Below are 23,057 nucleotides of genomic sequence, written 5' to 3' on the forward strand. Positions count from 1 at the left end.
TTGCAAAGTTTTCAAGAAATTTAACCGATGTTTACTAAATCTCCAACAACACCGCCTTTAACTGCCCAATTTTATCCCTTACCGCGCTGGCTTTTTCAAACTCGAGATCTTTGGCAAAATCTCGCATTTGTTGTTCTAGCTGTTTGAATTCTTTTTCCAGCTCTTTGCGGGATTTTGGTTTGTAGGAATTTGTAGATTTTTCTTCAATTTTGACCGCTTGTTTGCCACGTTTCGGCTTGTCGGTTTGTCCGATGTCGAGCAATTCGCCTACTTTTTTGTTGAGCGCTTGCGGGGTAATACCGTGCTCTTCATTGTATTTTTGTTGTTTTTCTCGGCGGCGTTCGGTTTCAGTGATCGCTTTTTGCATTGAGTTGGTAATGCGGTCGCCGTAGAGAATCGCTTTGCCGTTAAGATTACGAGCGGCACGTCCGATAGTCTGAATTAATGAACGCTCGGAACGTAGAAAACCCTCTTTATCTGCATCTAAAATTGCCACGAGCGACACCTCTGGCATATCCAAGCCCTCACGCAACAAGTTGATTCCCACCAACACATCGAACATTCCCATTCGCAAGTCGTGGATAATTTCCACCCGCTCGACCGTATCAATATCGCTATGCAAATAACGCACACGCACGCCGTGTTCATCAAGGTAATCGGTTAAATCTTCCGCCATTTTTTTGGTTAGCGTAGTAATTAGTACACGTTCATCTACCGCCACTCGTTTGTGAATTTCGGACAGTACATCATCAACCTGCGTCGCAACCGGACGAACTTCGATGATCGGGTCTAATAATCCCGTTGGACGAACCACCTGATCCACTACATCGCCATTCGATTTTTCTAGCTCGTAGTTACCCGGTGTTGCCGATACATAAATCGTCTGCGGCGCAAGACGTTCAAATTCTTCAAAGCGTAATGGGCGGTTATCTAGTGCAGACGGCAAGCGGAATCCGTATTGCACCAGCGTTTCTTTTTCTTGCTCGGTCGCCTCGATACATACCGCCGATTTGCGGTACGGTAACGTGGCTTTCATCAATAATCAGCAAACCGTCCGCCGGCATATAATCGAACAAAGTCGGAGGCGGTTCACCCTCTTTTCTGCCTGACAGATAGCGTGAATAGTTTTCAATACCCGAGCAATAGCCCAGCTCATTCATCATTTCAATATCGAATTGCGTACGCTGGGTAATGCGTTGTTCTTCCAGCAATTTATTTTCCTTGATGAAATACTCACGGCGTTCTACCAACTCTTGTTTGATTTCTTCAATCGCATTCAAAATGCGTTCACGAGGGGTAACGTAGTGGGTTTTCGGATAAATGGTATAGCGAGGTACTTTGCCCAAACTATGTCCGGTAAGCGGATCAAATAACGAGAGACTTTCGATTTCATCGTCAAATAATTCGACACGTAACGCAATTTCATCCGATTCAGCCGGGAAAATATCAATCACTTCGCCACGCACACGGAAAGTCGAACGCTGGAATGCTTGATCGTTACGGGTATATTGCAATTCGGCAAGACGAGCGAGGATCTCTCGTTGATCGATAATCGCTCCCACTTGCAAATGCAACATCATTTGCATATAAGCGTCCACATCCCCCAAACCATAAATCGCAGAAACAGAAGCAACTACAATGGTGTCTCGACGTTCAAGGAATGATTTGGTTGCCGAGAGTCGCATTTGTTCGATTTGTTCGTTAATCGACGCGTCTTTTTCGATAAAGGTATCGCTACTCGGCACATAGGCTTCCGGTTGGTAATAATCATAGTAAGACACGAAGTATTCCACTGCATTTTCAGGGAAGAAGGCTTTCATCTCCGCATACAGCTGGGCGGCAAGCGTTTTATTCGGCGCAAGCAACATCGCAGGGCGATTGAGTTGAGCGATCACATTCGCAATGGTAAAGGTTTTACCCGAACCGGTTACCCCAAGTAACGTTTGATGCGCCAATCCGTCATTTAACCCTTCGGTCAATTTAGCAATCGCTGATGGCTGATCGCCAGAGGGTTTAAATGGGCTGTGTAAAATAAAAGGTTTGCCTTGCTTGCTCATATAACATCCTATCCGAGAAAATTTATCGTTATTTTAACATAAGCAAGCGGTGAATTTTTTAAGAAAATTTGCAAATAAAAATGTGAATTAGATCACAAAATTACCAGCATTAATTTGATAATGATTATTAATAAGAATATAGTTGCAACACTATATTTAGCTAAAAGGACATTTTTATGCAGTTAACAAAATTAGCGACTTTGCTTTCGGGTTTACTACTCACGACCCAATCTTTTGCTTTAGATTTAACGAAAGAAACCGAAGCATATAAGCAATTTGTGGTTGAACAGATTGATCAATTAGTGACGGATACGGAAAAGTTTGTTGATTATTTAAACCAGAGCGATGTGCAAAAAGCAAAGCAAATTTACCCGCTTGCACGAATGTATTTTGAACGTTCAGAACCGATTGCCGAAAGTTTTGGTGATTTAGATCCTCGCATTGATGCGCGTCTTGCTGATTTAACCGAAGAAGGTAAAACGGAAAAAGATTGGTCAGGTTTCCATAAAATCGAAAAAGTCTTATGGGAAAAAAATACGACCAAAGGTACAAAAGCTATTGCGGAACAGTTACTGAAAGACGTTAAAGAATTACGTGCGAAAATTCCGACGGCGGAAGTTACGCCTGAATTAATGATCACCGGTGCAGTCGATTTATTAAATGAGGTGTCCACTACTAAAGTAACCGGCGAAGAGGAAATTTTCTCTAAAACCGACCTTTACGATTTTAAAGCCAACATTGAAGGGGCAGAAAAAATCTATGAAATCTTTAAACCGCAATTAGACAAAACAGATGCGAAACTTTCGGCGGAAATTTCTGCTCGCTTTGTCGCGGTTAATACTTTACTGGCAAAACACAATAAAGCGAAAAACGGTTATGATTACGTAGCTTATAACACGCTGTCAAAAGCGGATGTGAAAGCACTAGCCGAAGCGGTAAACCAACTGGGCGAACCATTAGCCCAATTAGGCGTGCTATTAGAGAAATAAGGTAGGAATAAATTATGGCAGACACACATTCTCGCCGTGATTTTCTAAAAAATACCGCATTGGTAGGAGCTGGCTTATTGTCGTCCGCTCCTACTTTTGCTTTAGAATCACGACAACTTAGCTCACACGCACAGAATCAATATCCTTTTTACGGTCAACATCAAGCCGGTATCGTCACCCCTGCACAAAAACATATCTATTTCCTTGTCTTAGATTTAGATACGACCGATATTGCAAAAGTGAAAGCGATTTTTCAAACTTGGACAAGTTATAGCCGTAATTTGACACAAGGTAAAAATGTAAGCCCCTATAGCAATAATGCCTATGTTCCGCCTGCGGATACCGGTGAAGCGGATAGCTTAGATCCGCTACATCTCACACTCACTTTCGGCATAAGTGCCGCTTTCTTTAAAAAGTTAGGTATTGAAAAACATAAGCCGACTGAATTACAAGATTTACCGCACTTTCCTCGTGATCAATTGCAAGCCGAATTTAGTGGTGGCGATATATGTATTCAAGCCTGTGCCGATGATCCTCAAGTTGCATTCCATGCGGTGCGTAATTTAGTGCGTGCGGCTCGTGGTGAAGTCAAAATGAAATGGTCGCAGATGGGCTTTAACTCGTTTTTAAATAATGAAACGCCGCGTAACTTATTTGCATTTAAAGACGGTACGGCAAATACCGAGAGTTTAAAAGATCAGGATAATGTAGTCTGGGTACAAAACGGTTGGCTAAAAGGCGGCTCTTATTTAGCGGTTCGGCGTATCAAAATGTTCTTAGAAACCTGGGATCGCACGCATTTAAAATCACAGGAAGAAACCTTCGGCCGTTATCGCGATTCTGGCGCGCTCTCGGCTATAAACACGAATTTGAAAAATTCGATCTGGCGAAAAAAGACGATAAAGGTAATCCTATCATACCGGAAATTTCACATACGCACCTTGCCCATAAAACGGGGGTAAAAATGCTCAGACGTTCATTCTCTTACGCCAGCGGTATTGATGATAAAGGGCAATTTGACTCGGGCTTACTGTTTATTTCGTTCCAACAAAGCCCCGAGCAATTTATCAAAGTACAAAACGCTTTGGGTAATATCGACAAAATGAACGAATATATTACCCATATCGGTAGCGGCTTATTTGCCTGCTTTGCCGGTGTAAAAGATGAAAACGACTATCTTGGCAAAGCCTTGTTTGATTTACTCTAAGGAAAATAGTAAATGACATTTAAAAAATTAATCATCATTCCTCTGCTCTTTGCTAGTTCAATCACATTAGCGAAAGTAGACGTTAGCCCGTTATTCGTACAGCTTTCTGAAGCAATGGCAGAACTTAAAAAAGGTAAAATTACAAAATCTCAGCAAAATTTGACCGCTTTACAGCAAGCATTTAATCAGTTTCAAGTAGATTCGGAAGTGAGCAAAAACGTAGCGAACGCTTTAAACCAAGCGATTAAAACTACGGATGTAGACAACTTGGAAAATGTTGCTAAGCATCTATATCGTTTTGAAAAAGCACAAAACCCGGTGGACTATGCGGCTAAACAGCAAACTTTCGTTAAACAAATGGTCCCGCTTTATCAAAATTTGCGACTTGCGGTACAAACCCAAAAGATTAAGCAGATTAGAATGGCGGCAAGCCATTTCGGTAAGAATTGGGCAAAATATGAAAAACCGATACGTGAGATGAGTTTAACTCACTATGGTAAATTTGAACGTTCACTCGGATTAATGCGGATTGCGATTACCGCTGAAAAACCGGATATGGCTAAGATTGAACGGCGAGTAGCTGAATTAGGCAAAGTAATGGCTGAGTTTAGCCAATTTAAAGTGCAATAATTCAGATAAAGCAAAGGGCGTTTAACACGCCCTTTTCCCTTAAAACAAATCCCAAATCGGTTTGCAATCTGCCGGCAGTGTTAGACCTCTGCCAAGCTCAATCCAACCGGTCGGGTAATGGAAATCCGAACCGACCGAAGCATATAAATCAAACTCTTTTGCCCAACGAGCGATCAGTTGGCGTTGATCCGGTGTTTGCCCGCGACCAGCAACTTCAATACCGTCACCGCCGGCTAATTTAAAGTCAGCGATTAAGCGGCGAATCCAACGTCCGGTTAATTTATAACGCAACGGATGAGCAATACAAATCACACCGCCGGCTTGATGGGTGACTTCAATCGCTTCTTCTAAACTGCACCACATTGGCTTAACGTAAGCCAGCTTACCGCCACCGAGATATCTTTTAAAAGCGTGTTCGATATTTCGCACATGACCGTTTTCGTGTAAAAAACGGCCGTAATGTGCACGGGTAACTTCTCCGCTTGCTAACGCTTTTGCCCCTTCGTAAGCATTTGGAATACCGGCCTTTGCAAGTTTCTCGCCGATTTCGACCGCTCTTTGCTCACGTAATAACGCCTGCTTATCTAACAATGCAACCAATGCAGGATGCGTATCATCGACATTTAATGCGGCAAGATGGATACTTTTACCTTCCCAAACGATAGAAATCTCTACGCCGGCAATCAAGCGAATCGGCTGGCCCTGTGCCGCTTGCTTCGCTTCTTGAATCCCTGCCACGGTATCGTGATCGGTTAAGGCAAGCATTTCGATTTGTTGCTCTAACGCACGCTGAACCAGTTCGGCCGGGCTAAGCATACCGTCCGATGCGGTACTGTGTGAATGTAAATCATATTTCATGCGTTAAAGTAATCCTGCTTGAATAAAAAATTGTCGATATGCTTCGATTTTCTTGGCTAAACTCAATGGATAAGCCCGAGAAGTAGAAGGCAAACGGTAAAGAAAAAGTTCCCTATCAGCACAGTATGGATAGGGAATCCATTCATTCGTTTTCGGTGCTTTTATTTTTTCATTTAATAAACCGAGTAACGTATCTGTTGCCAAACCACCGGTGGTAAAAATCCATTTTACATGGGGTAAGGTTGTTAATAATTGAGGCATATCTACCGGATCAACGATTTTTAAATCCTTATCCGATGCATTGCCTTTTAAGCGAATTGCCGTTTGTGCCGAGGAACACAACGCAATGCCCTTTTCTCGTAAAAACGCTTCGATTTTTTGAGGGTCAAAACGTTTCTCATCACCAACACGGAAATAGTCGGTATCATCATAGAAAACCGCTCCCATAATACGCCACATATCATTTTGAAAATTTGGGTAATGAAATTCCATACAGCGTTTTTCGCCTGTTGGCGGAAAAGTCCCCATCATCACTACAGTAGCAGATTCTGGTAAAACCGGTTGAAACGGGTGATGTTCTAAAGGTTGTTGCATAGCCGTTCTCTCCAACTTATTTGATCAGTGCTTTGAGCATTGCTAATTTTGCCGCTTTGTCCACACCTTGTTCCGCCACTTGATTTAAGGCTGAAACCAGTTGTTCATCACTCTGTGCATTACCGGTATGTTTAACCATTTGAAATTCAGCAATTTGAGCAAGATAAGCAGTCAAATCTTCCAATAATTTTACCTTTTCTGGATTATCGTGATGAATTTGGAATAAGTTATCAATCGCTTCGGCAAATTGTGCCGATTTGGCATCTATCTGCTGATGACAATATTTCTGCCATTTGATTTGCTCGGCTCGGCTCAATGTTTCAGGATAATGTCTAGCTCGATAATGGAATAACAAAGCTTCTACTCGTTCATCGGCAAACTGTAAGCCGTGATGTGCCAATTCTTGCGGCGGTAATGTGCGTAAAATCGCCATATTATTTTTATCCGCCGGTGAGAAGAAACCGTCATATAGCGTGGTTTCCACATTCGCAGAAGGCTCAAAACTCCGTTCTTCCATAAAAATTTCGGTCACTTTTTCACGCACTAAACTTTTATTCGCTTTCAGTAATTTGAGATTTTCCAAGCAACGCTCACGATCAATGCCTAAGCGAGCCGCATTTTCAGGCAACAACACTTTTGCCGGCGCAATAATCGGACAGCGGTTGATATGTACGCCTTTTAATGGCACGGGTGCAACATTTTCCGCCAATTCTTCTTTTTTAGTGTATAGACGGGTACGTAATTCTTCCGCTGAATCCGTCAGTAAGGCACTAACATCACCCGAGAGATCACAGCATAACACTTGATTTTGATTGGTCGGATGCCATGCAATCGGTGCGATCCATGCGGCATTACCTCGTGCATTACCGAACATACCGGAAACATGTACTAATGGGGTCATTTCACCGGTATCAATCATTTTCTCAATTTCTTTCTTACCACGATTTTCAAAGAAAAATTGGAAAAGTTTCGGCTGTTTTTGCTTAATCAATTTTGCCATCGCAATCGTGGCATAAACGTCCGCCATTGCATCGTGTGCATTTTCGTGGGCAATGCCGTTTACTTTGGTCAAATTCTCTAATTTGAAATTTGGTACACCGTTTTCATCTGTTACCCATTTTATTCCGTCCGGGCGCAGGGCGTAACAAGCTCGAACAAGATCCAATAGATCCCAGCGCGAATTGCCGTTTTTCCAGCTATATTCATACGGGTCAAAGAAATTACGGAAAAAAGTATAACGGGTCATTTCATCGTCATAACGAATATTGTTATAGCCTAAAATGCAAGTGTTAGGTTGGCTAAATTCAGCGTGAATACGCACAGCAAATTCCGGTTCTGGAACACCCTCATTGTTACATTGTTGCGGAGTAATCCCGGTTACCATCACCGCTTCGGGCGAGGGTAAATAATCCGGTGTTTGCTTACAATAAAACATCACCGGATCACCGATGATGTTAAAATCACTATCAGTACGAATACCAGCAAATTGCGCCGGACGATCTAACGCCGGACTCACACCGAAACTTTCATAATCATAAAAGAAAAAAGTAAGATTTTTATTCATTGATCGCTTCAAATTTAGGAAAATTAGCTACATTGTAACATAGCTAAGCGGTTACATTTGTAGGAAATTTTACAAATTAAGGGAATTACAGGCATAAAAAAACCCGGCATCAAAATCAATACGATGCCGGGGGAGGTCTTACCTAAGGAAATGAAAAAAACTACTTGAATTCTGTCAGTTAGCGTTATCTCAGACTCAGCCATTTTGAAAAAGTTCAGAATATTTTTAATTTTTTTAGTTTTTATTTATATTCCCTTGTTTTAATAACGTTTTCTCACGCTTCTCATCTTCTTGTACTCTATGTCTAAAACGCCCTGCGGCAAGATGGTAAAACGGTTTTGGACAAAAATAACGAGAAACAATGGATGAAATTAAACTTGCAATCAGTACCCAAAAAAGAACCGGTTGGTCGCCCGTCATTTCCATTACTACAACACTTGCACTCACAGGTGATTGCGTTGCACCGGCAAGAAAAGCCGCCATACATAACAATACCAATAACCTTTGATCGACTAAACCACCGCTAAAAAACCATATCTCGCTCCCAATGCCTGCTCCGATAGTGAGTGATGGGGTAAATATACCGCCGGCAATACCAGTCCAATAAGTTGTTACTGTTGCAAAAAGTTTTGCAATTCCGACCGCTTGCGGTGTTATTTCTTCCCCTTCTAATGCCCTTGCCACAATATCATAGCCTGTTCCGTAGGTTTGACCTTGCGTATAATGTCCTAATCCGGCTAGCACAATGCCTAAGATAAATGCGATATAAATAGGATGACGACGAATCCAACCTCGAATTTTAGGTGGAGAAACACCAGCAACGCCTTTTGCTAATAAACGGGCAAATATACCGCCTAATACGCCACAGATAACACCGCACAACGCAACCCATAAGATCATTTTAGGGACAGAAGATGCGCCTTGATACTGGGGAAAATAAGGATTATTTCCTTCAATCGCAATTAAAATAAACCCTGAGGCTAAAACACCAAGAACAACTCGTCTGCCCCAACGTAATAATACGCCTCGTCCTAATTCCTCAATAGCAAAAATCACACCGGCAAGCGGTGCGTTAAAGGTCGCCGCCAGCCCACCGCCAGCACCAGTCGCCATGAGCTCGTTTGCACTTAAACCTTTAAAAGCATACCCATGTTTATGGCAAAAATTACCCCATGCCAACATTACCGCCGCACCGACTTGTACAGAGGGACCTTCACGTCCAACTGATGCACCGCACACCATCGCTAAGAAAGTCAGCGGAATTTTCCATAATGTTTGCCCAAATGTCACCAACTTACTTTTTATTTCACCATGCGGTAAACTCATAGAAGCAATCACTTGGGGGATACCACTTCCTGCTACATAAGGCGTAAACTTTGCAGTAAACCAAGCAAGAAAAGCCATACCAAACGGCATCACAATCCAAACCGCTAACGGATATGCGGCAGTCCATTGAGCATTTAAATGCAAACCAAACTCGGCTAACTTAGCAAAACCTAGAGAAAAGAAAGCGACTAAAGTCGCACCAATAAACAAACACGTAAATTCAACACTTTTTCGAGATATTTTACGCGTTTGATGAATTTTTCTATGCAAAAAACGGCGTAATTTTACAGAGAGGGAATTAGGGTAAGTAAACATAGCTCAAGATATATAAAAAATTTTTGTTAAGGATAAAGATTCATTAAGGATTTGCAATATTTTTTCCCTTCATTTTTTCCTCAAGTCAAAACAAATATTATAATCCAACGTAAATATCCAAAAAAATCGACAATTTCCTTTATTTCCTTACTTATTCTTGTAAAATACCGAACGATCATTTTCTATAAAAACTCACAATAAAGATTGAGGTATTCAATGTCTAAATTTCCAACAGTTTCGGAGATCCTATCCGGTAAAATTGCGGTAGGCGAAGAAGTTGCGGTACGTGGCTGGGTACGTACTCATGCCGCGATTCAAAAGCAGGTTTATCATTTTTAGCCGTTTATGACGGTTCTTGTTTTGATCCGATCCAAGCGATCATTAATAACGATTTAGCAAATTATAACGATGAAGTTTTACGTCTAACCGCGGGCTGTTCCGTTATCGTAACCGGTAAAGTGGTTGAATCTCCAGCAGAAGGTCAAGCGGTTGAATTACACGCTACTCACGTAGAAGTAGTGGGTTGGGTTGAAGATCCAGATACTTATCCGATGGCGACAAAACGCCACTCAATCGAATATTTACGTGAAGTGGCTCACTTACGTCCTCGTACTAACTTAATCGGTGCGGTAGCTCGTGTTCGCCACTGCTTAGCACAAGCGATTCATCGTTTCTTTAACGAACAAGGTTTCTACTGGGTTGCAACTCCGCTTATTACAGCATCGGATACAGAAGGTGCGGGCGAAATGTTCCGTGTTTCAACATTAGATTTAGAAAACTTACCGCGTACTGATGAAGGCAAAGTTGATTTCAGCCAAGACTTCTTCGGTAAAGAGTCTTTCTTAACCGTATCAGGTCAGTTAAACGGTGAAACTTACGCTTGTGCATTAAGCAAAGTTTATACGTTCGGCCCAACATTCCGTGCAGAAAACTCAAATACTACTCGCCACTTAGCGGAATTCTGGATGGTTGAACCTGAATTTGCATTCGCAACCTTAGCGGACAATGCAAAATTAGCGGAAGATATGCTGAAATATGTGTTTAAAGCAGTGCTTGAAGAGCGTAAAGACGATATGCAATTCTTCGCAAAACACATTGATAAAGATGTTATTACTCGCTTAGAAAACTTTATCGCTTCGCCATTTGCGCAAGTTGATTATACCGATGCGATTGAAATCTTATTAAAATCAGGTAAAGAATTTGAGTTCCCTGTTTCTTGGGGTATCGATCTTTCTTCTGAACACGAACGTTTCTTAGCGGAAGAATATTTCAAATCACCGGTAGTTGTGAAAAACTATCCGAAAGACATTAAAGCATTCTATATGCGTTTAAACGATGATGGTAAAACTGTGGCGGCAATGGACGTATTAGCGCCGGGAATCGGTGAGATTATCGGTGGTTCACAACGTGAAGAACGTTTAGATGTATTAGACGCTCGTATGGTTGAAATGGGCTTAAATCCGGAAGATTATTGGTGGTATCGCGATTTACGTAAATACGGTACAGTGCCACACTCTGGCTTCGGTTTAGGTTTTGAACGTTTAATTGTTTATGTAACTGGCTTACAAAACATTCGTGAAGTGATTCCATTCCCACGTGCTCCACGTAATGCGAATTTCTAAAAGAATCAAAATTTGATGTAAGGCTCTATAATGACTTTATAGAGCCTTTTTATTTTGTCTATTACACCTATTAAACCAAATAAAATACAAAAGGTTAATTCCAAAAACTCAGAATTAACCCTTTGATTCATATATTTTTTTAAAAATAGTGATTAACTTATAAGTTGTAATTCACGACATTAAAAAACTGCTTTTCGTTACCTGTTCCAGCATAACCACTTTTTTGCCAAAAGGCTTTTTCCATCCATTTAGCAAACTGGTCTTTATTAGGGAAAGTCATTTCTCCAAAATTAGGATCAAAGAATACAACTTTATCTCCATTAACAGCAACTGATACCGTATGAGAACCTCCTTTTAAATTAATCGATATTTTCTTAATACCGGTTGTGTCACTTCCCGTATCAATGATAGCTTTAACTAAAGTCTCAATATTTTGACCGGATACTGAACCAGACACTTCATCTTTACGACTAAACTCGCCCACTTTTTTCTGTTTAGCTACAACACCTTTTTCTGCAAGCCATTCTTCAGTCAATTTAAATTGTTGTGTTGCAGTGCCTGCATTAATAAATTCGGTTTGTAACTTTTTAATAGAATCTAATGTTTCTTTATTGAGTTTTTTCTCCTTTCCAGAATCATAAAGATCGTTCCATAGCGATTGATCTTCTTGTACTTTTTTAGCAATCCAATGGGCACAAGTCGATTCACATACCCCATTTTGGGTTTCCATATGTTTGATAATTTCCTTATATACTTTTCCCTTCGATTGAGCAAAAGTAAAACTTACTTCTCCACCAAATTCTTTTGCAGAATCACGTACCTCTTTAATCTTATGTCCGACTTTTAGAGGCTGAAACGTATCTTTTACTTTGTTGAGTAATGAACGAGGTTGTTCAACTAATTCCCGTTTATTCACTCGATCACTTACCGGCGTTGCTCGATTCTCATTTGGGCGAGGTGGTAATTCCGGAGCAACCTCTTCTTGCACAATCGGTTTTATTCTCGGGTCACCTAATTTTTGAGCCGCTTTATCTGATCGTTCTTCCGCTTTTGCCTTTGCTTCAGCAGATTTATCAATCTTGGCATAAATTGGTTCTACTTGCGTATTCTCTGTATACTCCAAGCTCGTTTTGCTAAACGTAGGAATCTCAGCAGAATCACTTTGTGTCACTTTGTGTTTACTAGTTTCATCCAACGGTTTACTCGTTTCCGATTCTAAATAAGATTTAGTCGGCAATGTTTTTCGGCTCAGTTCTTTTAAGAACTCTGTTACCACCTCACTACTGCTTGCGGTTTTAGACTCTGGCGTTGTTTGCGGAATAATTTGCGTTTCAAATTTTTCATTAAATTTAGTAAATGCAGGATATCCTGCATCTAACAACAATTTATTCACAATCACTCGAGCCATTCTGCCATTACCCTCAGCAAATGGATGATACGCAATTAAACGTTGATAGACTAAACCAGCTAAGACACTCGGCTCAATATTATCCTGTTTAGCTCGATTAATAAAACCGACTGTTTCGGCCAGTTGGAGCTTGGCGGCTTCCGGACTTGAGAATACGGCATTCTCTTTCGTTAAAGATTCTTTTTTATACAGCGTTCTATTTTCTCCCTCATCAGGACGTAAGCCATGATTGAGTTTCTCAATCATTTCAACCGTAAGTTCTTTATTTTGGCTATTCTTTAAGAATTCTCCGATAGCTTCACCAATATCATCTTTTAACTTCGGATTACCTTGGATTGTTTTAGAGGTTTCAGCTAAAGCATCCGTGATACGACTGGTTTGTTCAGAAATATCTTCTATAACCTTACCTTTTGGTAACTGCTTAACTAGGCTCTGAATTTCTGTAAACTCTTCAACTTTTGGTCGGAAAGTTAACGTGTCATTGATACGTTTTTCAACTTTCTTTGCCCCATCGGTTAAAATAACATCAAAATCAGGCGAGTTAGTCATTTGTTTTACAACCGCATCAGGAATTGACTTTTTAGTCGCTTCTCTCGCTTCATTTAAGAAATTCTCGTTTTTTAATACTTTGGTATCGAAGTCCTCATTACGTTTATGTTCTAAAGCTAATAACCCTTTGAGATTTAGATTATCTTCCAAACCGTCATAGTTAGGTTTAGTTAAATCAGCCTCCACTTTCTGTATCGGTTTTTCTACTTTTTTCTCTTTTGTCGCTTTATTGCCAATCAAAATATGTTTCATTTTTTGGAAAAATGACGGTTTCTCAGTTTGACTCGCAGTATTTACACTATTCTGTACGGCAATATCAGATACAATGCGATTGTTATTGTTATTGTTATTGTTATTGTTGGCATTATCTCCTATTAAATAGTTACGAGGTGGTAATTCCGGAGCCGGTTCTTCCTGAACAATCGGTTTTATTCTCGGATCGCCTAGTTTCTCTGCGGCTTTATCACTTCGCTCATTCGCTTTAGCCATCGCATCCGGGGATTTATCTACTTTCGCATAAATCGGTTCTACGCCGTCATTCTCTGGTTCCGTTTTCACTTTCGGTGCGGTTGTCACAAAAGCAGAAATATCTTCATAATCGCTATCCGCTTTAACTGACGGTTGTACACTACGAGGAGCAATTTCCGCATAATCATTATCTGCCGATTTTGCTACTGATTGTGTGCTTTTCTGTACCGTAGATATGTCTGCATACACCACTTCATCTGTTGGTGTTGAACGTTTTTTTCTGGATACAACATTACGAAGTGGTAATTCCGGAGCCGGATCTTCCTGAACAACCGGCTTTATTCTTGGGTCACCTAATTTCTCTGCGGCTTTATCACTTCGCTCATTCGCTCTAGCCATCGCATCCGGAGACTTATCCACTTTCGTATAAATCGGTTCTACACTGTCATTAGCTCGTTCCATTTTCGCTTTCGGTGCAGTTGGCACAAAGGCAGAAATATCCTCATAATCACTATCTGCTTTAACTGACGGTTGCACACTACGAGGAGCAATTTCCGCATAGTCACTATCAGCCGATTTTGCTACTGATTGTGTACCTTTCTGTACCGTAGATACATCTGCATACACCACTTCATCTGTTGGTGTTGAACGTTTTGTTCTGGATACAACATTACGAGGTGGTAATTCCGGAGCCGGCTCTTCTTGAACAATCGGTTTTATTCTCGGATCACCTAATTTCTTCGCCGCTTCATCGCCTTTAGAATTCGCCTTCGCTATCGCATCCGGGGATTTATCCACTTTCGCATAAATCGGTTCTACACCGTCATTAGCTTGTTCCGTTTTCACTTTCGGTGCAGTTGTCACAAAAGCAGAAATATCTTCATAATCGCTATCCGCTTTAACTGACGGTTGCACACTACGAGGAGCAATTTCCGCATAGTCACTATCAGTTGATTTGGTCGCCGATTGTGTAGCTTTCTGTACCGTAGATACGTCTGCATACACTACCTCATCTGTTGGTGTTGAAAGTTTTGGAACCGAATTACTCGATGGAATATCTGCACTAGATCGGTTATCAAATTTATTTTTGATTTTATCTTTCAATCTGTTACCTGATTCGACAATATCCATCACTTCAAAATTAAACTGAGTGCTTGCATAAGTATCATCACGGATAACCTCTTTTGCTTGCGAGCGATCATTTTTTACTTTACCTTCAACTGTATCGGTTTTGATACCTGATAAAGTTGAATGTTGTACCGCATCATAATGACGTTGTTCTGCTCGTCCACCATTTAGATTAAGTTGGGCTATACCGGTTTCACTAATACCAAATGCACCACCGAAACTGCCACCATCTTTATGGTGAGAGTCTTTTAGCTCTTTTGAGCTTACTTTTCCTTTAACAGTAAACTCTTCCGTATTTCCTTTATTTTCAATATACGCCCCGGTAAGGTTCAGATCATTAATTTCCCCTGTAATTTTATTGGCAGAAATACCCGCTTGTTTGTTAACTGTTTTACTCTCTTCATTTTCTACCGTAATACCTAAGCCAACACTACCATTAGGTTTAACTGTTAATGAAGTAGATACGCCAACACCGGCGGAAGCACTATAATTAATGCCTTTTTCTTTACGAGAATAAGTATCCTGTTTAGACTCAACATTTGTTTTGCCTTGTACATTTAGATGCAACTTATCAACATCAATATTCGAGCTTGAAAGGTTAAAGTCTTTGCCTGTTGCTACACTCAAACTTTTACCTTTTAATAAGCTGTTTTGATGCTTTTGAGATTCGGTTTCAGCAATAGAAAAACCACCAGATATACCACCGGATACCCCAACCGTACAGCCTTGAGCCATTACACCACAACCAGCTGAAACACCTCGAGTACCTTTAGCTGTAACAGAAATTGCAGTTTCAGAAGTATCTGTTACGCCTGAATTTACATTTACGTTCTCTTTAGCTTTTAGAGAAAGTTGGCTATCTTCTGTTGTTTCAACATTATTGAGTTCAATATCTCCCTCTCTCGCAACGAGATTTGTTTTACCGCCTAAGGTTGTTCTAGTTTCAGATGTTTGTGTAGACTCTTTTACATCTAAGCCAAATTCAACTTTTTGCTTCGCTGAACCACCAACCAGATCGCCGGTAACAAGATTTGCCGCATCACTTAATTGTTGTAATGTTTGCGGTTCCGTCTTGTTTTATACCTTTTTGCGAATCTCTAATCTGTCTAACCGAATTACTTACCGCATCAGCGATAGCTGAATGACCTTCAGTTTCAATGCCGAAGCCAACTTTTACTTTTGATGAATAAGTTTCTTTTTCATCTTTTTCTTTCGTTGAGGCAACTCGTTTTGCTGACAAGGTAAAACCTTTTTTCTGATCTTCAATTTCATTCGCTTTATGTTTATCAAAGAAAGAACGATCTTTGGTTTCTAATTCTTTAGCAATTTGCTCATCATTTAAAATATTAAACGTTAGAGTCTCTTTATTCTCTGGTTGTGAAGCGGTCGTTTTTTCTGTCGCTTCTGCAATATGTGCATTTCCTTCTTGTGCTAAATCGGATGATTTATCAGACTTACGTTCTGTATCTAACACTGAGACATCTTTATTGATATCAATACCACCAATATCCGCTTTATTTAATACGTAAAGTTCTCCGCTTTTTGCAGTTAACTCACTATTTTTATGGGTTAATGTGGTTTCTTTATCCGTTTTCCAGTTTAGCGTTAGCATTGAGCCTGCAGAAACACCAGCAGTATTCGATTTACCCTGATGTACCTGTTTACCTTCTTCTGAAACAGTCACCCCTACTGTTGAACCACCACCGCTCGCTGTTGCTGAAACCTCGCCGCCCAAACTGAACGAATTGACTTCACGTGCTAAAATATCTTTACCCGCTTTGGTATTGAAATCACCTTTTACGACTCCAGTAGTACGATTCGTTAATAATTTACTCCCGGTTTGATTTACATCTCCATGTAACGATAAATGAAGATGATCAAATTCTGCTTCAGTACCTACCGATTTTACTTGCGAAACATCTGTTGTTGTATGACCTCCTGGTAAATGAATGGCTCCAAGTTCATAACGATATTCTTGATACTCACGAGAACGGTTTGTTTCATAAGTATCTTTTAAATTCAAATCTTTTGCTTTAACCTGTCCCGTTTTAGCTTTCACCTCACTGGCAGTAAGATCAACCGAACTATCAGTATCTGTTTCTAAATGAAGATGTCCATCCGAATTAATTTTAGATTTCCGAACTTTTGTATTACCTTTTTCATCAATATAAGCTGTTCCGCTACTTTCTATCCCTTTTTTACCATACAATCGAGCTTCATTTTTACTAAGAATATCGCCTCGATTTTTAATTTTATGCTCAGCTTTTAAATTTACATCATCACCCGCAATTGTTGCACTATTCCGGATATTTTTCGCTTTTGCATTAATTTCTCTCGCTCTAATGACCGCATTGCCGACACCTCTGAATTTTTCTGCATCATCAAGCGTTTGTTGTGCAAAATACACTTGAGGAACAAAAACTTCTTTGCCGTTTACATTCGTTTTTACATACCAAATAATATCTTCTTTAAGTTTTTTCTGCTGTTCTTCCGTTAACGCTTGACCTAACGTTAATTTTAGATCTTTAGCTTCAAAGTAGGCGTTATCCATTAATTTTTTAACTAATTGAATATTATTAAGGTCATATTTTAGTGATAAATGATTATCGACTTTCTTCTCAATAGTTCGGGTAATTAATTGATGCTCAAAATAATTATCGCCAACCGTTTCAACCTTTTTTAATTCCTGATTACGAGGGGCAATTTTATTAAAGAAGTATTTACCGCCAATATAATCATCTTGGTTAATATAATGTAATCTTGTTCGATAGAGTGCTTCTGTTTCTACTTTAGGTAAATCGTTCTTTTCGGGAATTGTCTGTTTTCTATTCAATGCCTCCGTCTTACGGCGAGCATCCTCCAACGCTTTTTCGTATGCTAAACGTTGTTTTTCTTCATCAGCTTTGCGTTGTTCTTCCTCTTTTCTCTCCGCTTCCAGTTTTTTTAGTTTTTCTTTTTGCTGTTTTTCTTCATTTTCTAAACGTTTCAATTCTTGACGTTTTTTCTCCTCGGCTTGTTTACGTTGTTTTTCTTGTTTTTCACGTTCCACTCTAGCTTGTACGTCTTTTTCTTCTTGTTCTCTTTGTAAACGAAGGATCTTTTCTGTCAGTGCTTTTTCTTTTTGTTCAAGTTGTTTTTTTCGTTTTTCTTCCGCTTGTTGTCTTTGTGCTTGTAATGCTTCTAATCTTTTTTGCTCCTCTTTGAGTTTTTTCTCTCTATCTTTACGTTCGTTTTCTATACGTTGTTTTTCTTTCTCTCTTGCCTGCCTTGCTTGTTCTGCTTGTTTACGTTTTTCTTGTTCTATACGTTTTTTCTCCTTAGCTAACTGCTTAAGTTTTTGTTCGGCTTCCGCTTTTTCTTTTTGTTGACGAACTCGCTTTTCTTGCTCTTTTCTTATTTTTTCCTTTTCCTGTCTTAATCGCTCCTGTGCTTGTTTCTTACGTTCAGCTTCGCGTTGTTGCTTTTCTTCTTCTGTTTCTTCCAATAACTTACGATCTTCTTTCTTGCTTAAAACACGATCTTTACTTTCAGTTTTTTCACGATATGCCGATTTATCAATAAATAGGTACGGTTGAGAGAGTAATTCGGCTAAAGCAGATAAATCTATCCCATTACTATTTTGCTGAATCGTGTCCGTATAAGATTCAAAATAAGCTTCAGGTACTAAGATAGAATGTTTGCCAACTCTAAATTCATCAGTCGGTTTTGCAGTATCACCAACCTCAGAATATGCGCCATTTTGGAATGAACTTGAACTACTTTCATTACTACCGATAATTTTATCGGCAAAAACTTTTGCCTTCTGATCAGGGTAGAAATGTACCTTTACAGCATTTTGTTTAAACTGTTCCCAGCGAGTCTTTAATTTTTTGAAATGCTCAGGATCACCACTATTGGTAAACGTAATGCTTCCATTGCTATCCCAACCTGCACCAAAAACAGCAGATAAACCTTTCTGTAAAGTCGGTGCCGGAATATTTTTTAAAGCATTTAGCACTTCCAATTTATCCGCATAATAAAGTGGTGTACGGATATATTCCGAGTCATTAAACACATAATCTACTAACGTACCTAAATCTTCAAATTCGTAAATAGCAGTTTGATCTAATGGGGTAGCTAAGAAACGTAACTTAGGCTGAAATCGAACTGTCACTTTATTTTTATTTGCAAATAATGCTTTATACAGATCGACCTGAATACTCTCCATATTGTTAGTAAAAACATTGGCATCATACTTCAAATCACCTTTTACATTGAGAATACCGTTATTAATAATAGAAGATTTGCTTTTATCCTTTGAAGTAAACTCTAATCCGCCTTCAGAGATAATTCTTCCCATATTTTTCACTTTGAGATCAGAAGATATGATTAACTCATTAAAAAATCCTTCAACAAATATTTCATCATAACGGAGATCATATGACGCATAATGTGTATCCGAAAGTTCAAAAATAGCACTACCGACTTTTCCCTCAATATCCGCCTTATTTTCTAACTTTAAGGTATTAACATAAATTTTGCCTTTTGAATAAATTTCCCCTAAATTCAGCACTCTATTTTTAGCATCTAAATATGTCGTCCCTTCAGAATGTAAAGTAGAATTAATGCTGTTTAATACTTCTCCTTGTTGAGAAACTAAACGTAAAATCGCTTTAGCCCCTAATAATCCATTATTAGTAATATCTTTTTTACTATTGATGCTTAATTCCTTGGCACTTGTTAACAATCCGTGATTGGAAAATTTTCCCTTCGCATTTACGGTCACTTTTGCTTGTTGCTGAATTTCGTCTTTCTCAGAAATTTCTGCATCATAAGCATTGATCGTTAAATGTTCTTGGGTTTCTGGTAAGGCGAATCCCTGGCTAACATAATTACTATTATTTGCAAAGGTTAGAATTGTATCTTTATTACTTTTTATTGTTCCGTGATTAATATAACCGTTTGATTCAACACCTTTTTTACCCTGTACGGTAATCTCCAATAAATTTTCCGCTAGAATCTCACCGCCTTGGTTATTGGTTAATTCCTTTGTTTTCAATTTATTGCTACGAGCAAGTAAACTGCCGTCATTAACAATTTTTTCCTTCGCCTCGACGGCTAAATTAGTCGCAATCAGCGTAGCATCCTTTTTGATTAAAGCTTTTTTAGTTTTAATACTTGTCTTTTTAGCGACAATGTTTGACGATTCGTGTAAAGTGACATTTTCAGTTAGATTTAGTGCGACAGTTTCATTTGCTCGCACCGTTCCTTTCTTTGTAATATCAAGGTTCTTACCTATCACAGCAACTTTATTACTATGTATTTCATTTACAGTAATATCGCCTGTTTGAGTAACAATTTTAATATCCTTTTCAGAAAGAATTGCTCCTTGATGATTTACCCCTGCACCTGTGTCTGTCGTAATTAATTGAATATTTTTACCATACATTGCACCAGCGACCTCACCTGAAATGGCAATTTCATCTTTTTTAGCTTTTTGGTTTTTTCCAGTCGCTTTATATGTTTTTAAATTATAATTAGCACTGCCTGCAACTAATGTGATGTTGGCCGGCGTTTTATGTACGGTATCTTTTTCGTCTAAACCTATTGAACCTTCTTGTTTAATGGTTTTGGCTACGACATCGAAATAGCTGAGTCCATTAGTTGCCACACCATCTTTTCCGATAATCACCGTTCCTTTATTTACAGATAAGTTACGTTTCCCTTTTGCTATCACATCACTGGTTGAAACAACAAAGCGATCAGAATTAAATGTTTTTACGCCATTTAAGGTGACACCGTTCGGGTTCACGATAATCAAGTCTGCTTTTTCACCGAAGACCTCTAAACCACCTTGGATTGTACTCATATCCTTACCGGTTACCTGATTTAAGATAGCTTTAGTCGCATCTTCTTTGAAATATCGGTTTTTGTCCAATTCACCTACAATCGTTGATTTATCTTTATGTAACGAGTTATTAAATACTGCACTGTTTGGTATATTCAGTTTTTCAAAACGGTTATCCGAAATACCATCCGAATCTGGTTTAGCAATATCAATAACCAGAATATTGCCTTGTCCATTCTTTGAGGCTCTCTCTTCAACGAAAACCTGACCCTTTGATGATTTATCAACGATAACATTGTCATTGGCTAATGACGGAGCAGAAACGGCTAATAATACAAACGAAATATTTTTCCAACGGAAAAGATTAAATGTTTGAATCGGGTTTAATGTAGTATGGACGCACTCAGCAAGAGCATTAAGTCGATATGTACTATTTTCCGACTGCTGTTTTGAAATTTTATTTGATGAAGAAGAACTGTTGCCTATCGCTGATTTAATATTCACCGACCGGCACGAGGCAAGCTCTCACTTTACTAAAAATGAGTTTATAACATTTTTTATTCATAATTTTCTCCTTAAATAAATATAAGTTTGATGATAAAAAACGGCTTTTAAGAAGCCTTATAATTAGAATTTAAAAAGTAATCGAACCGTTCACATAATACACAGGAGCCTTTCTATTAACTTGTGTATCCAATGATTTGAGTGGTTTTGCATAAGTTAACGATAATGAAATTTTCTGAATTTGTGCTTTTATACCTCCTGCAACACCAGCTAACGTATTATTGGTTTTAGGTAATTTTTGATAAGCACGCCCAATGTCAAAGCCGATAAAAGGCGAGATTTGCGATACATAGCTTTTTTGCGGATAAAACGGCATAGTGATGGTTTGTGATAAATATGCACCTTTATCTCCCGATAGCACACTTCCTTTAAATCCACGTACGGTATATTCATCCCCGAGAGAAAATTGATTATCTGAATACAAGCTGTCAAGGCTATATTGCATACCGATTCGCATTTGATAATTGGCATTTCTATTTAATATTGCAAACGGCTTATGCCAGTTAACCGAGCTGGAAATCAGTCTCAATGTTTTTTCACTTTTATGGTTATAAGCTAATTTATTTGCACTAAACCAATTTAAACCGTTTGAGAAGGAAATATCGCTATATAATTTGCCGTTCCAAAGCTGGCTGATATAAGATAAACCAACGGTTAATTTGTTATGATGTAAATTATTCACTTTGCGATTAGCGACATTATTTTCTTTTTTCTTAAACTCTAATTCGCTATATAAAGAAAAAATCACATCTTTATTACGAGTTAATATTTTCGACAGCTTAATATTTGCCGTTTTGGTTTTACCAGAAGAGGGATATGCATAAATACCTTTGATTTCTTTCTCATAATCCGACTGTGAAATCCTTGTTTCTAAAGTGTAATAAGCAAAAGGTTGAACATAACCTAACGAAAAATTATGCTGATTATTTTTATTATGCTGTTTATATAAGCGATAACCTGTATTGAATGACCAAGTATCATTAGTTCCTAATAAATCGCTCCAGACTAAATTCGCTGTCACTTGGTTACGTCCATTCGCATTATTTTCCGTACCAGAGTTATTAAAGCCCAATGTGAATGTCGGTAATAGCGTTCGTTCCGTCAGTATATTCAGATCCGATTTACCATATCCTTCACTAGCAACCACTTTAATATTTGCCGATTTATTATTAGTACTCAAAATATCGATAAATTGGTCAATATCATAAATATTTAATAATTTATCTTTTACCGTTGGCAATACGCTAATCATTGCCCTATCTTTAAACTTTGAGGGACTTTCGCCGTTAACTTTAATTTCATTCACATACCCCCAATGCACAATAAAAGCTAAATTACCGTCACGAATTTCACCGTTTTTAAGACCGATAGCACTTGTTGAGTAACCTTTTCCATATAGCACAGAGGTAAGTTCTTTCACTAAATTCAACACGATTTCAGATGTTAATGCTTTACCTTGATAGCGTTTAAAAATAGGAGTGAAATCTAAATCAACCTTTTCCTTGCCTATATCTACATAAATGGATTTTATGATTTGATCGGATGTGCTAGGGGATTGCGGTTCAGAGAAAGGCATCTCCTTTTGAGTGTCATCTAGAAATTTCTCCGCTTTTTGTAAATTCTGTTGTGCCTCATTAATGGCTTTCTCATGTTTTAAACGTTGTATTTCTTGGTTGAGCGGATCATTTAATTTGGCATAAGATAATGATGAACTTAGGCATAACACCCATAAAAATGTCTTGTCGTATTTATTAAACATAGCTTCTCCATTGCTATAAAAGTTAAGACGAACAGACACAAAGACTATCACCAAATACAAATCTTACAAAAAATTACATTGTTTTATAAATAAAATTAAATGGGGAGTGAATGATTGAGAGGCAATCCAACATTGATTGTTCAGACATAAAAAAGCGATATAAGCAAATGACTCATATCGCACATTAAGAAA

Annotated in this window: 10 protein-coding genes and 3 pseudogenes; 4 read left to right on the forward strand and 9 right to left on the reverse strand. The window is 38.8% G+C overall.

What is annotated here, in order from left to right; all coding sequences use genetic code 11:
• Positions 1–34: 34 nt before the first annotated feature.
• Positions 35–2,057, reverse strand: a pseudogene (gene uvrB, locus NYR89_RS03645) (excinuclease ABC subunit UvrB).
• Between the two features lie 176 nt (positions 2,058–2,233).
• Here uvrB and efeO point away from each other — a divergent pair.
• The 3 genes and pseudogenes from efeO (at position 2,234) to NYR89_RS03660 (ending at position 4,883) form a co-directional block, all read left to right on the forward strand.
• A complete protein-coding gene (efeO, locus tag NYR89_RS03650) occupies positions 2,234–3,046 on the forward strand; it encodes an iron uptake system protein EfeO (protein ID WP_279446383.1) in 813 nt (270 codons plus the stop codon).
• A gap of 14 nt (positions 3,047–3,060) precedes the next feature.
• A pseudogene (gene efeB, locus NYR89_RS03655) lies at positions 3,061–4,253 on the forward strand (iron uptake transporter deferrochelatase/peroxidase subunit).
• 12 nt (positions 4,254–4,265) lie between these two features.
• Entirely contained in the window at positions 4,266–4,883 is a 618-nt protein-coding gene (locus tag NYR89_RS03660) for a Fe2+/Pb2+ permease (RefSeq protein ID WP_279446384.1), read from the forward strand.
• 39 nt (positions 4,884–4,922) lie between these two features.
• Here NYR89_RS03660 and NYR89_RS03665 read toward each other — a convergent pair whose 3' ends face one another.
• The 4 genes from NYR89_RS03665 to NYR89_RS03680 all read right to left on the reverse strand — a co-directional run bounded on the left by NYR89_RS03665 (position 4,923) and on the right by NYR89_RS03680 (position 9,540).
• Positions 4,923–5,741, reverse strand: coding sequence for a PHP domain-containing protein (locus NYR89_RS03665; protein WP_279446385.1), 819 nt, complete (start codon positions 5,739–5,741; stop codon positions 4,923–4,925).
• 3 nt (positions 5,742–5,744) lie between these two features.
• Positions 5,745–6,335: a DNA glycosylase gene (locus tag NYR89_RS03670; protein ID WP_279446386.1), complete on the reverse strand. Its 591-nt coding sequence runs from the start codon at positions 6,333–6,335 to the stop codon at positions 5,745–5,747.
• Positions 6,336–6,351: 16 nt separating this feature from the next.
• The gene (sbcB, locus tag NYR89_RS03675; protein ID WP_279446387.1) at positions 6,352–7,899 is read right to left on the reverse strand and encodes an exodeoxyribonuclease I; all 1,548 of its coding nucleotides are present in this window, start codon (positions 7,897–7,899) and stop codon (positions 6,352–6,354) included.
• A 234-nt stretch (positions 7,900–8,133) separates the two neighbouring features.
• The gene (locus NYR89_RS03680; RefSeq protein ID WP_279446388.1) at positions 8,134–9,540 is read right to left on the reverse strand and encodes a chloride channel protein; all 1,407 of its coding nucleotides are present in this window, start codon (positions 9,538–9,540) and stop codon (positions 8,134–8,136) included.
• A gap of 216 nt (positions 9,541–9,756) precedes the next feature.
• On the opposite strand from NYR89_RS03680, the pseudogene asnS reads away from it, so the two are divergent.
• Positions 9,757–11,162: pseudogene (asnS, locus tag NYR89_RS03685) on the forward strand (asparagine--tRNA ligase).
• 157 nt (positions 11,163–11,319) lie between these two features.
• On the opposite strand, the gene NYR89_RS03690 reads toward asnS, so the two are convergent.
• From NYR89_RS03690 to NYR89_RS03700, 4 genes are all read right to left on the reverse strand, one after another.
• The gene (locus NYR89_RS03690; protein ID WP_279446636.1) at positions 11,320–15,729 is read right to left on the reverse strand and encodes a YopT-type cysteine protease domain-containing protein; all 4,410 of its coding nucleotides are present in this window, start codon (positions 15,727–15,729) and stop codon (positions 11,320–11,322) included.
• Positions 15,730–15,754: 25 nt separating this feature from the next.
• Positions 15,755–21,046 carry a two-partner secretion domain-containing protein gene (locus NYR89_RS03695; RefSeq protein WP_279446389.1) on the reverse strand — a complete coding sequence of 1,764 codons (5,292 nt, stop codon included), beginning with the start codon at positions 21,044–21,046 and terminating at the stop codon, positions 15,755–15,757.
• Entirely contained in the window at positions 21,036–21,107 is a 72-nt protein-coding gene (locus NYR89_RS10955) for an ESPR-type extended signal peptide-containing protein (protein ID WP_423848452.1), read from the reverse strand. The genes NYR89_RS03695 and NYR89_RS10955 overlap by 11 nt, the downstream gene beginning before the upstream one ends.
• A gap of 69 nt (positions 21,108–21,176) precedes the next feature.
• Positions 21,177–22,865, reverse strand: coding sequence for a ShlB/FhaC/HecB family hemolysin secretion/activation protein (locus NYR89_RS03700; protein ID WP_279446390.1), 1,689 nt, complete (start codon positions 22,863–22,865; stop codon positions 21,177–21,179).
• Between the last annotated feature and the right edge of the window lie 192 nt (positions 22,866–23,057).

Origin of the sequence: Actinobacillus arthritidis, from assembly GCF_029774155.1 — a bacterium.
Taxonomy (GTDB): domain Bacteria; phylum Pseudomonadota; class Gammaproteobacteria; order Enterobacterales; family Pasteurellaceae; genus Actinobacillus; species Actinobacillus arthritidis.